The organism is Obesumbacterium proteus (assembly GCF_001586165.1).
In the GTDB taxonomy this organism is placed as follows: Bacteria; Pseudomonadota; Gammaproteobacteria; order Enterobacterales; family Enterobacteriaceae; genus Hafnia; species Hafnia protea.
This window is the reverse complement of record NZ_CP014608.1, coordinates 2,113,178-2,125,626: the sequence shown is the minus strand read 5'-3', so window position 1 is coordinate 2,125,626 and position 12,449 is coordinate 2,113,178. Positions and strand designations below refer to the sequence as shown.

The 12,449-nt window shown below is 50.4% G+C and carries 12 protein-coding genes; 4 read left to right on the top strand and 8 right to left on the bottom strand.

Annotated elements, in window-relative coordinates:
* Positions 1-54: 54 nt before the first annotated feature.
* From tsaB to DSM2777_RS09915, 3 genes are all read right to left on the bottom strand, one after another.
* A complete protein-coding gene (gene tsaB / locus DSM2777_RS09925; RefSeq protein WP_046458145.1) occupies positions 55-756 on the bottom strand; it encodes a tRNA (adenosine(37)-N6)-threonylcarbamoyltransferase complex dimerization subunit type 1 TsaB in 702 nt (233 codons plus the stop codon).
* A 177-nt stretch (positions 757-933) separates the two neighbouring features.
* Entirely contained in the window at positions 934-2,853 is a 1,920-nt protein-coding gene (locus tag DSM2777_RS09920) for a DNA repair helicase YoaA (protein ID WP_061553854.1), read from the bottom strand.
* A gap of 136 nt (positions 2,854-2,989) precedes the next feature.
* Positions 2,990-3,307 carry a monooxygenase gene (locus tag DSM2777_RS09915; protein ID WP_025801959.1) on the bottom strand — a complete coding sequence of 106 codons (318 nt, stop codon included), beginning with the start codon at positions 3,305-3,307 and terminating at the stop codon, positions 2,990-2,992.
* 137 nt (positions 3,308-3,444) lie between these two features.
* Between DSM2777_RS09915 and DSM2777_RS09910 the strand changes: the two genes are divergently transcribed.
* From DSM2777_RS09910 to DSM2777_RS09895, 4 genes are all read left to right on the top strand, one after another.
* Positions 3,445-3,789: a RidA family protein gene (locus DSM2777_RS09910; protein ID WP_025801958.1), complete on the top strand. Its 345-nt coding sequence runs from the start codon at positions 3,445-3,447 to the stop codon at positions 3,787-3,789.
* 3 nt (positions 3,790-3,792) lie between these two features.
* Positions 3,793-4,803 carry a LacI family DNA-binding transcriptional regulator gene (locus tag DSM2777_RS09905; RefSeq protein WP_061553853.1) on the top strand — a complete coding sequence of 337 codons (1,011 nt, stop codon included), beginning with the start codon at positions 3,793-3,795 and terminating at the stop codon, positions 4,801-4,803.
* A gap of 139 nt (positions 4,804-4,942) precedes the next feature.
* The gene (nhaC, locus tag DSM2777_RS09900; RefSeq protein ID WP_061553852.1) at positions 4,943-6,379 is read left to right on the top strand and encodes a Na+/H+ antiporter NhaC; all 1,437 of its coding nucleotides are present in this window, start codon (positions 4,943-4,945) and stop codon (positions 6,377-6,379) included.
* A 20-nt stretch (positions 6,380-6,399) separates the two neighbouring features.
* A complete protein-coding gene (locus tag DSM2777_RS09895) occupies positions 6,400-7,584 on the top strand; it encodes a MalY/PatB family protein (RefSeq protein ID WP_061553851.1) in 1,185 nt (394 codons plus the stop codon).
* A gap of 50 nt (positions 7,585-7,634) precedes the next feature.
* Here DSM2777_RS09895 and mdtI read toward each other — a convergent pair whose 3' ends face one another.
* The 5 genes from mdtI to pgl all read right to left on the bottom strand — a co-directional run bounded on the left by mdtI (position 7,635) and on the right by pgl (position 12,330).
* Positions 7,635-7,964: a multidrug/spermidine efflux SMR transporter subunit MdtI gene (gene mdtI, locus DSM2777_RS09890; protein ID WP_025801956.1), complete on the bottom strand. Its 330-nt coding sequence runs from the start codon at positions 7,962-7,964 to the stop codon at positions 7,635-7,637.
* A complete protein-coding gene (mdtJ, locus tag DSM2777_RS09885) occupies positions 7,951-8,379 on the bottom strand; it encodes a multidrug/spermidine efflux SMR transporter subunit MdtJ (RefSeq protein WP_046457714.1) in 429 nt (142 codons plus the stop codon). Before mdtJ ends, mdtI begins: the two co-directional genes overlap by 14 nt.
* A 621-nt stretch (positions 8,380-9,000) precedes the next feature.
* Positions 9,001-9,642 carry a bifunctional 4-hydroxy-2-oxoglutarate aldolase/2-dehydro-3-deoxy-phosphogluconate aldolase gene (locus DSM2777_RS09880; RefSeq protein WP_025801952.1) on the bottom strand — a complete coding sequence of 214 codons (642 nt, stop codon included), beginning with the start codon at positions 9,640-9,642 and terminating at the stop codon, positions 9,001-9,003.
* 170 nt (positions 9,643-9,812) lie between these two features.
* Positions 9,813-11,627 carry a phosphogluconate dehydratase gene (gene edd / locus DSM2777_RS09875; RefSeq protein WP_061553850.1) on the bottom strand — a complete coding sequence of 605 codons (1,815 nt, stop codon included), beginning with the start codon at positions 11,625-11,627 and terminating at the stop codon, positions 9,813-9,815.
* A 7-nt stretch (positions 11,628-11,634) separates the two neighbouring features.
* Positions 11,635-12,330 (bottom strand): 6-phosphogluconolactonase, encoded by a 696-nt coding sequence (gene pgl / locus DSM2777_RS09870; RefSeq protein ID WP_061553849.1) that lies wholly within the window; start codon positions 12,328-12,330, stop codon positions 11,635-11,637.
* Positions 12,331-12,449 lie beyond the last annotated feature (119 nt).

Here is a 12,449-nt window from a genome sequence, read left to right as displayed (position 1 = left end):
AAAAACTAACTATCTTGTTCTTATGACTATTAGTTTAGACAGAAGTTGCCTGAATTATTCACGCCCCGGTAGTTTTTTCCATGTCACTTCATTACGTAAATAGGTTGGCTGTGCATTTTCTACCGCGGTAACGTTGCCTAAGGCAAAATCGGCCAGCGCAAGAGGCAGCATATCTTCAGCCTGAGGAAGCAACATTTGGCCGTCAATCAAGTGAATAGCAGTATCAGACGCCATATCAGGATAAGTTCCCCAACCGGTTCCAACGTGTGCCCAGTCACCGCTTAACGCCATGATGTTCTGCTGTGCGCGATCGGGCGTCAGCACGGCTTCGGTGCTCTCTCCTACCCACACGCCATTATCTTGTCGCTGGTATTGTCCCCAATAGACTTCACCCATGCGGGCATCAATTGCGGCTAATACCTGAGTGGCGCCGGTTACGCGAAACGCTCCCTGCGCCATGGTGGCCAGCGTGGAAACGCCAATCATCGGCAGTTCAGCCCCCATCGCTAACCCTTGAGCAATACCGATACCAATACGCACGCCGGTAAAACTGCCCGGACCACGGCCAAAAGCCAATGCGTCCAGTTGATTCAGCGTAACGCCTGATTCAGCCAACACCTGCTGCACCATGGGCAAAATACGCTGCGTATGCTCGCGTGGACAGATTTCAAACAGCGCATGTTTTTCGCCATTATTCCAGAGTGCAACAGAACAGGCTTCTGTTGCCGTATCGATCGCTAAAATTCGCGTGGACATGCCAACCTCGGGCGGGACAGTGAATGAATAAAGAAAAATCAGGATGCGGATCATAGCACAGCCTGTGTTTTGATGCTTCTGAAGGGTTTGATGCGCTGAATAAATCGATATGAGTGAGAAAGTTCGCGACGAAACAGAGATGAAACACCTGGTGGTGCTCCATCTCACTGAAAAATGTTAATCGGCCTCGGGTTGGCTACCGGCTTTAAGGAACGTAATCACCTTATTCAGATCCCGCGTTCGCGGCGCAGGCGGTAGGCTATTTAGGAAAACTTCACCGTAAGGGCGCATGACTAAGCGATTATCACAAATAATCACCACGCCGCGATCGCTGGTATCACGAATTAAACGCCCCACGCCCTGTTTGAGCGTAATCACCGCATCAGGCAGTTGCACTTCGGCAAAAGGATCGCCGCCGCGAATTCGGCAGTCTTCGATTCGCGCTTTCAGCAACGGATCGTCCGGTGAGGTAAACGGGAGCTTATCGATAATGACGCAGGATAACGTATCACCGCGCACGTCTACCCCCTCCCAGAAACTACTGGTGGCGACTAACAATGCGTTACCGGCAGCCACGAACTCGGCCAGTAAGCGAGGTTTACTGGTTTCGCCTTGTAATAGCACCGGCAGCGTCATCGTGGCTCGAAACTCTTCCGCTAAATCACGCATCATGGCGTGTGACGTACACAGGAAGAAACAGCGCCCTTCGTTAGCCTCAATCACCGGCCTTAACATTCTCGCCAGTTGACGCGCCGCGCCACGCTGATTCGGCGTGGGTAAAAAGCGAGGCACGCACAGCATCGCTTGGTTGGCGTAATCGAACGGGCTCGGCAGTAATAAGCTTTTGGCTTTATTTAAACCTAACCGCGCCGTGAAATGAGAAACATCGTCGTTCACCGCCAGCGTTGCCGAGGTGAAGATCCATGAGCCCGGCTTCTCTTTCATGACTTCACTGAATTTTTCCGCCACGGTGAGCGGCGTCAGCGCCATCACAAAATGGCGTGAGTTGCATTCATACCAGTAGCTATAGCCGGGAATCGACACATCACGCAGGCGCTTCAAGCGGTTACGGTATAGCGTGGCTCGCTCAAACGCGGCGTCGAGTAACGCTGAACGTCCGAGGGACATTTTCACCACGTCATAGCAAAGCTCTAAAGCATCATCGAGCAGCACCAAGGCACGCTGCACTTCCGGTAATGCTAAAGCCTCACGTAAATTTCCGCGATAGCCGGGATCGCCGAGCGCCAGACGAAAATCTTGCGCGCTCTGGCTTAGTCTGTCGGCGCATTTTTGCAGCTGTGCGGTGTCACGAACTTCCGTGCGGTAGGCAATCGTAATGTCTTTAGCCAAATCCATCAGTTGGCGGCTGGTCAATTGCTGGCCGAAATACTGGCTGGCGATATCAGGTAGCTGATGGGCTTCATCGAAGATCATGACATCAGCATCGGGGATAAGCTCACCAAATCCGGTTTCTTTCACCACCAGATCGGCTAAAAACAGATGGTGGTTCACCACGATGATGTCAGCATCCATCGCCCGACGACGCGCTTTGACGACGAAACAATCTTTGTATTGTGGGCAGTCGCTGCCCAAACAGTTGTCATTGGTGCCGGTGACGAGTGGCCAGATCGTACTGTCTTCCGATACGCCATGGCAGTTACTGACGTCACCGTCTTCCGTTTGGATTGACCAACCGCGCAGGTGCATAAGATCGGATAGCGCATCAGAAGCCAACTCGCCGCCAACCATAGATTGTTGTTCTAAACGCTCGAGACATAAATAGTTCGAGCGCCCTTTCAGTAAGGCAAGCTTTCCTGCGAACTTCAACGCATCGCGAACGGTGGGCAAATCGCGGGCATACAGCTGATCCTGTAGCGCTTTAGAACCGGTAGAGATAATCACTTTTGCGCCAGAACGCAGGGCAGGAACCAAATAAGCATAGGTTTTCCCCGTTCCGGTTCCCGCTTCAACCACTAACTCTTCTTTGAATTGAATCGCTTTGGTGACAGCTTCGGCCATATGTTGTTGTGCTTCACGCGGTTTAAAACCCCGTATCGCTTTAGTTAGGATGCCATCGGGCGCGAAATCGTCTGTCACACAGCCTCTCTTTCTTTTTGTGAAGGCGTGATTATGCCAAGTGTTGACAGTAACAACCACCTACTTTGATGCAAGCCTATATATGACTAAGGCCGCCCGAAGGCGGCCTTGATAGAAACATCAATACAAATATCACTTAGCTTGCCGGTTTAAGATTCCCACGCGTAATATGCGTTAGAGGAACGTTAATATCAAAAATGCGGCTGCGAATATCGGTCGCGCCCATCTGTGCCACACGTTTGATGTGCATAGCGGCGTATTGCTCCGCGCTCGTTTTATCGCTGAACAGGTAAATACCACCGGCTTCACCGGCATCGACATTTTCAGTCCAGATTTTTGAGATAAAACCCGGCTCTTGCGTGATGCTCTGCGCCAACGGCGTTGCCATTTCGGCCAAGCGATCACCTAGCATTTCTCCCGGCATTTTAAAATCGATTTGCAATAATACGGTCATCTGTGACTCCTTATGTTTTTCAGTTCCTGTCTCTCTCTTTGAGAATGCCACATACTTGCCACTGAAAGCAGTGTTTTTCATCCGTTTTCTATATACTCAACGGATTGTCATGTTGTAGAACCTACAAGGAGTTACTAATGTCTATTGAACGTATCAATCCAGAAAAGCGCTGGTCTGACGCCACTGTCTTCAACGACACTATCTATTACACCAGCGTTCCTGAAAATCTGGACGACGATGCAACGTCACAGACCGCCAACGCATTGGCCGCTATTGATATGATCCTGAATCAGCTGGGCACGGATAAAACCCGCATTCTTGATGCCACCATTTTCTTGGCTGACGGCGACGATTTTCAGGCAATGAACGCCGCATGGGATGCTTGGGTGCCCGCAGGTAAAGCGCCAGTACGCTGTACCGTTCAGGCCAAATTGATGAACCCTAAATACAAAGTTGAAATCAAGATTATCGCGGCACGTTAATCTATGGCGACGATGAAAGATGTAGCCCTACATGCAGGTGTCTCTACGGCAACCGTATCGCGGGTTATTAATCAGACATCTTACGTTGAGCCGGTAACCAGAGAGCGGGTGGAGAAAGCCATGCGCGACCTGAATTACCGGCGTAACGCCGCGGCGCTGGCATTAGCGAAACGTAGCGGTGACATGTTAGGGCTATTAACAGGGAATTTAGCCGACCCGTTTTTTGCCCGCTTGGCTCGAGGGGTTGAGGAAGTTGCTCGCCAACAAGGCTTCCGTCTTATGGTATGCAGTGGAGGTCATCAAGCCGAACTTGAAAAAACAGGATTAGATTTCCTGATTAATCAAGGCTGCGAGGCCATTGTCGTTCACGCAACTCGCATGTCCGATCAGGAGCTGATTCGCTACAGTGCGCATTCTCCGGCTATGGTGATCGTTAATCGCTATATCGCCTCCTCGGCAAATCGCTGTGTCTGGTTAGACAATCAGTCGGCGGCGCAAGAAGCTACCCGCCATCTGCTGCAAAAAGGCCATCGCTGTATTGCATGCGTCACCTCAGACTTACCGATTGACGATCGACAACAACGGCTCGAAGGCTATCGCATAGCGCTGGCAGAGTACGGTATCACGCCGGAAAAAAACTGGATTATCAGCGTCCCATTTAATGAAGAAGGCGGTGAGATCGCGGCGCAAAAGCTGTTAGATAGCGGCGTTCCTTTCACTGCGGCCTTTACCTTTAACGATGTGATGGCGGCAGGCATGATGCGCGCATTGCATCAGCGTGATATTCGCTTGCCGGAACAACTCTCGCTCATTGGGTTTGACGATGTGGTCTTAGCGCGGTATCTCTATCCGGCTTTGACAACCATGCACTATCCTATCGAACGCATGGCCCGTCGTGCCGCGATGCTCGCCATTCAACTTTCTCAACAACAAACCCCACCGCCCCGCTCCCTACGTTTCGAAGCTGGGTTAGTCGAGCGCGACTCGGTTATTGGTTTAAGTCAGTCAATTTAGCCGTCAACGGTAACAATCGTGATATACCTCTCATTTCAAATCACCATGTAAGCGATTACATGGCAGTTTTCTTTCGATCACATTTGAATACCCCCATTACCTTTACGCTAAGCCAATCCTACAAATCTGGAGCACCATCATGAATGCGAAAGAAAACAACAACAAAAAAACGCTCTCTCTCGGGCTGGCTTTAATCCCCATAATTTCCATGCTGACGCTGCTCATCGTAGGCTATGGTGTGATGGGGTTGCGTATCGAACCTCTGCTTTTATGCTCTGCCGCCATCGCAGCGGGTTTAGCCTATTGGCAAGGCTATTGTTGGGATGATGTGATTAACTCCATCGTTAGCAAATTGGCTAAAGCGATGCCCGTTGTAATGATCCTTATCTGCGTCGGTGGGCTAATCGGCACATGGATGTTCAGCGGCACCATTCCATATATGGTGTATTGGGGATTAAAACTCATCAGTCCACAGTATATTTTAATTGCCGCTTTCTTCTTAACCAGCATAGTGTCTGTGTGCACGGGAACCTCGTGGGGCTCAGCTGGCACCGTGGGTGTCGCCTTGATGGGCGTGGCTTCAGGGTTGGATGTTTCCTTGCCCGCTGCGGCTGGCGCGGTAGTATCAGGCGCGTATTTTGGTGACAAAATCTCTCCGCTGTCTGACTCGACTAACTTCGCGGCTATCGTCGCCGATACCACGCTGTTTGAGCATATCCAGCATTTGATGTACACCACCATCCCTAGCTTCATCCTAGCCGCCATTGTTTATTTGATTGCAGGACACAGCAGTATGCTGGGAGAAGTGGCCACACCTCAGCGCGTCACCGATATTATTACTGCGCTGGACGGCCTCTACCATTTCAATATTGTGCTAATTCTTCCTCCGGTCATTGTGTTGTGGGGCGCGTTCGGTAAAAAACCCGTCATACCATTGATGCTCTCTGCCTGTGTTTTAGCCATTATTCTTGGGGTTTGGCTTCAAGGCTTAAGTGTTAAGCAAGGTCTAGACGCCTTCATGGATGGCTTTAATCTTTCTATGTTCCCGCAAGGCTCTGAAGGCATTATCGCTGACGTACCTCGCCTACTAAATCGTGGTGGCTTGTTCTCCATGATGAGCACCATTCTACTGGTCTTCTGCGCATTCTCATTCGCTGGAGCCCTAACGCTCACGGGTTCTCTGACGATAATCATCAATCGCTTACTGACTGTGATCCACTCTGTTGGCCAGCTGATTGCAGCCACTATTGGCACCACCATTCTGGTAACCGGCGCGACCAGCGACGGCAAGCTGGCGCTGCTGGTTCCTGCCGAACTTTATCAAGATGCTTATCGTCGCATGGGGCTTGATACCAAAAACCTTTCACGCACCATCGAAGATGCCGGTACGGTCATGGAGCCGCTGATCCCATGGACCGCTGCCGGTGTCTATATGGCAACCACGCTCGGCGTGAGCACGCTCGATTTATTGCCTTGGGCGGTTCAATGCTACTCGGCCATTTTCTTTGCCCTAATTTACGGCTTCACCGGTTTTGGTATTGCCAAGACTCAACCTGCCCCGCAGATGGCAAAATAGAACCGTTAGGAGATTTTGTAATGAAAACTAATTTTGATGTTGTTATCAATCGCCACGCGACCGGCTCGGTGAAATGGGATTTCATGGATCGCTATCAGAATATGCATACGCATAATTTGTTACCGATGTGGGTTTCTGACTTCGACTTTGCCTGCCCACCCAAGGTACTTGAAGCGCTGCATCAGCGTGTCGACCACGGCGTTTTCGGCTACAGCGAGCGCGACGAGGGCTATTACTCCGCACTGATAAACTGGTTTACCCGTCGCCATCAGTTAGCGATTCATCCCGACTGGATTTGCAGTATTGAAGGCGTGGTTCCTGGACTGTCGCTATTAATTCAAATGCTGAGTCAATCAGGCGACAGCGTCGTCGTTCAAGGGCCCTACTATGGTTCCTTTGCAAAAATCATCCAGCTCAATCAGCGAAAACTCCTCGAAAATCCCCTCATTGAAGATTCAGAGCAGGGTTACATCATGGACTATGCGCACTTAGAAACGCTATTCCGTGAGCAAAAGCCAGCGCTATTCCTCCTATGTAATCCACACAATCCAACGGGGCGTTGCTGGTCAAGAGATGAGCTTACCCAACTGCTAACGCTATGTGAAAAATATGATGTCACCGTGCTGTCTGACGAAATTTGGGCTGACCTACTATTACCTGGTTCGACGTTTACTTCGGTACTGCATCTGGGCGAGCGTTGGCACTCGCGCGTAGTTGCGGCCACCTCCGCCAGTAAAACTTTTGGCCTATCTTCATTACGGATCTCTAACTTCCTGATCCCCAATAAAGACATAAAGTCTCGCTTCATTGAGCGTTTAAACGCGCACGGCTTAGACGTATTCAATGCACTTTCCATGGAGGCAGCCAGCGCAGCTTACCGCAGCTCAGCCCAGTGGCTGGACGAGATGTTGGCCTATCTGGCGGCTAACAGAGAGTGGTTTGTCGAACAGGTTAAGACTCATTTACCGTGGGCGAATATATCACCGGCGCAGGGAACCTATCTTATTTGGATGGACTGCCGCTCGCTAAACGTTAACGATGACGAGTTAAAGGCGATCATGACTGATTGCGCGGGCATTGCACCCTCCATGGGCGCTGGATTCGGCCCTCACGGCTCGGGCTTTATTCGCCTAAATCTGGGTTGCCCTCGTCGCTACCTTGAACTGGCGATTGAAGGTTTAATGCGCATCAAACCTCAGCTTTAAGAGACAAAAAAGGCTGCACAATGGCAGCCTTTTGTTTTACTTGAAAATTATTACGCCAGCTTAATCATAATCATGCCAGCCAGCAGCAGGGTTAGCCCCGCCCAACCTTTTTTATTCAAACGCTGGCCGAACAGTATCCAACCGGCAGCCACCGTGGCCGCGATACCAAAACCGCCCCACAGCGCATACGCGACAGACAGTTCGATACCTTTTACCGCCTGTGACAAGGAGCTAAATGCACCTAACACCGCGGCCAACGACAGCAACCCCATCCAGATACGGCGGAAACCGTCTGACCATTTTAGGAAGATATTAGCTAAAATTTCTAATACGACTGCAAATGCTAACCACGCGATATGGAACCACTCAAGCTGTTGCATGATTGCCTCCTACGTTAGTTTTTGTTTGCGCAGGTTTGTTTTTCATCGCTACGGCGCTTTTCTGTTCACCTGTTTTGGCAGATGGTTTTTTAGTTTTGACCGTACCCGATTTAACCAGCGCGATACCCGCAATCAGCGTAACCAAGCCCATCAATTTCATCATGGACATACTTTCGTCAAACCACAGTACGCTGAACAAGGTAATAAACAGAATACCGATACCTTCCCACAGTGCATAAGCAACGCCTAAGGCAACACGCTTCACCGCAAAAGAAAGTAAGATATAAGAGATGGTGATCATAACTAGCATAACGATATTACCCGTCATGCCGCCGCTCAGACTCGCCCACTTCATTGATAGCGTACCGATAATTTCGGCCGCGATGGCACATGCCAAAAAGATCCAATAAATCATTTTTCTCTCCACAGAGTTTTATTTTTTATTCGACCCGTTATTTTTTAATGTTTAACCCTATCAGGCTCGTAAATAGGCGCAGTAAGGCTAAATAACATTGCAGAAAACCATCATTGGCGTTCCGATGTTAAATACGGATCGGTAAGAATTATTCGGTTAGGAAAAACGCAGACAACATCTGGCTGAGTTGCTGGTTTTATCAGCTACCGTAAGTGGAGAAAGAAGCTAAAGCTCGCTACACCAGTGATGCTCACTAGAAAGCGTTGTAGAAATGAATAAGAGATATGTAGAAGTTTTAATCATCAAGCGATTGTGAGTTTTCATAATAGTTTACATCTTCCCCCCGTACCTACTCCCTACCATACGGTTTGTTCAGTGTCCTCATCAGGTTTAATTAACTGCATTATTTGTATCATAGGCAATTTTATTAAGCAAACCGCCTTTTTGCAAGTTTTCACAGAAAAATGAATATAAATAAGCAAGTTAGATAATTAAAAAAGAAAGCCACCCAAAAAGGATGGCTTGATTTCTGTGGAGCCTCAACGAGTTAGCGTTGCTTAACTATTATGCAGCGTGCATAAAACAACGCTTTTTGTGCTCACAAAAAATGGTCAAAATATTTTACGCTTTTGCGCCTGCAACCGCTTCTTTAGCCAGTTCAGTGATACGTGCGTAGTCGCCGTTGTCCAACGCATCGTTAGGGATCAACCAAGAACCACCGATGCACAGCACGCTTTTCAGTGCCAGATAGTCACGATAGTTTTGTGGGTTGATACCGCCAGTTGGGCAGAAACGAACGTGAGAGAATGGGCCAGCGATAGCCTGTAATGCTTTAACGCCGCCGTTAGCTTCAGCTGGGAAGAATTTGAATTCTTTCAAGCCGTGATCCATACCCAGCATCAATTCTGAAACGGTGCTAATACCAGGGATCAGTGGGATTGAACCCGCAGTCGCTGCTTTCAGCAAATCAGCAGTTAGGCCTGGGCTGATAGCAAACTGAGCACCGGCTTCGGTGACGTCAGCCAGCTGTTTAGCGTTGGTAACGGTACCCGCGCCCACGATAGCTTCTGGAACTTCTTTGGCGATCAGGCGAATAGCCTCAACCGCACACTCGGTACGCAGGGTCACTTCCAGCACACGAACGCCACCGGCAACCAGCGCCTTTGCCAAAGGCACGGCCTGCTCAATTTTTTTAATAACGATTACAGGTACAACCGGGCCGGCTGTCATGATTGACTCGGCGCTTACTTTCCAGTTTTTCATCTGCTTATTATCTCCATGGTGCCTTGCGGCATGGTTTATGGCTGGCGTTGTTGTTTTCAAACAGGAAAACCTTGCCATACCCCTCTTTCTTAATACGAAACGCATAATTGGGGTACACAACGCCAAAAAGAATCATTAACGCGAGCTCGCATTAAGCCCGCGTCATAGAATTAATAGAATTTAATGCAGCTAGCGCCTTCTTCGGCACCGGAGAGCTGTTCACGCAGCGCGGCAAACATCTCACGGCCTGAACCATCGTGCAGTTCAGACAAATCCGGGTGAACCAGTTCACGGCTCGCCAATTCAGCCTCATCCACCAGCAAAGTAAGCTCGCCGGTTTTACCGTTAACACGAACCATATCGCCGTCACGGACTTTCGCCAGCAGACCACCTGAATAAGCCTCAGGGGTAACATGGATTGCTGATGGGACTTTGCCAGAAGCGCCAGACAGACGGCCATCGGTGACCAATGCCACTTTCAGTCCGCGATCCATCAGAACGCCTAATGGTGGCATCAGTTTGTGCAGTTCAGGCATACCGATAGCGCGTGGGCCTTGATAACGCACAACGACCACACAGTCTTTGTCCAGTTTACCGGCTTCAAACGCAGGAACCACGTCGTGCTGGCTGTGGAATACCACCGCAGGAGCTTCAATAATTTGGTTATCAGCAGGCACCGCAGAGGTTTTCATCACGGCGCGGCCTAAGTTGCCCGTCAGCACTTTTGTACCACCGTGAGATTCAAACGGTGCTGCAAAGCTAGCAATGACATTGCTGTCATGGGATTTTTCAGGACCTGGGCGATATACCAGCTTGCCCTCTTCCAAGAAAGGCTCTTGGGTATAACGGCTCAAACCGTTGCCAGCAACGGTTTCAACATCTTCATGCAGCAAGCCGCCTTTCAACAGCTCTTTGACCAGCACAGGCACACCGCCTGCCGCTTGGAAATGGTTGATATCTGCTGGACCGTTTGGATAGATGCGGCACATCAATGGCACCACGTCAGACAGGTCAGAGAAATCATCCCAATTAATATGAATGCCCGCAGCACGTGCCATCGCCACCAAATGCATGGTGTGGTTGGTAGAACCACCGGTTGCCAGCAGAGCGATAATACCGTTCACGATGACTTTCTCGTCAACCATGCGGCCCACCGGCACATAATTGCCGCTCGTCTCCGTCATGCGAGTCACCTGACGCGCTGCCGCATCGGTTAATGCTGCACGTAATGGCATATCTGGCTGAACGAAAGATGAACCCGGTAAATGCAGGCCCATCACTTCAATCACCATCTGATTGGAGTTCGCCGTACCATAGAAAGTACAGGTGCCCGGCGCATGGTAAGACGCGGCTTCAGCTTCAAGCAGTGCATCACGGCCCAGTTTGCCTTCCGCGTACAGTTGGCGAACACGGACTTTTTCTTTATTAGGCAAACCGCTCGGCATTGGACCGGCTGGCACGAACAGGGTCGGTAAATGGCCGAAAGACATCGCGGCCATAAACAGACCCGGCACAATTTTGTCGCACACGCCAAGATACAGCGCGCCGTCAAACATATTGTGCGAAAGCCCCACAGCGGCGGACATGGCAATCACTTCGCGACTCATTAATGAGAGCTCCATGCCGTCCTGTCCCTGAGTTACACCATCGCACATCGCGGGTACACCAGCGGCGACTTGCCCTACTGCACCAACCGAATGCAGCGCGGCTTTGATCTGCTCAGGATAGGTTTCATAGGGTTGGTGCGCCGAAAGCATATCGTTATAAGAAGTCACGATGCCGATATTGCTCTTGATCATGCTGGTCAGAGACGCTTTATCATCCTGACCACAAGCGGCGAAACCGTGTGCCAAGTTGCCGCAGGCTAACTGAGAACGATGTACCTTCTTGCTGCGCGCTTTTTCGATTTTGGCCAAATAGGCCGCACGACTGTCGCGAGAGCGTTCAATAATGCGTTGAGTAACTCGGGATACTGTTGGGTTCATTGCTGCCTCATGCCGTCCAGTAGATGTCGACCGGCGTTTGTGTTTGATGTAACACTGCGCGGATCGGCATCTCATTCACATCCGTACCCTGAATTGCGCGCTGATAAACATCACGCTTGCCGCCACCTACCACATGCAGGTAGATATGGCGGCTATTGAGCAGAGCCGGAAGTGTTAGGGTGATACGATCGAGTGGCGCGGTCAGCGGGGTCATCCCCATGCAGACTCGGCCAGAATCCATCGCGAGAGCTGGGAACAGATTCTCTGCCCCAGGGAAGAGTGAAGCGGTATGGCCATCATCACCCATGCCGAGGATCACAACATCAAACGGACGAGCAATAGATTGCAACGCACGTTCGGTGTCTGCGGCTCCGGCAAACGGGGTGGCATGACTATTCTTCAAACCAACAAACTTCGCGGTTGCGGCGTGACCCTTCAGCAAATGTTCTCGAACCAGCTTTTCGTTACTGGAATCATCATTTGCATCGACCCAACGCTCATCCGCTAAGGTGATGGTGACCTTGCTCCACTCAATGGCTTGCTGAGTTAACGCCTCGAACAGTCCTAGCGGTGTACGACCACCCGACACGACTAGACTGGCTTCTCCCTGAGCGCTAATGCTGTGGCTCAGAGCTGCGGCTATTTCCTCAGCAAACTGTTCGTTGAGCGCCTGTGCGCTCGGAAATTCCTTAAACTGTGCCATTTCAACCTCTCCTAAACTGTCCTATACCCAAAATAATTGGTGTTGCATCAAGGCGGCAAACGAGCGAATCCCGATGAGCTTACTCAAGTAAGTGATTCGGGTGAACGAGTGCAGCCAAC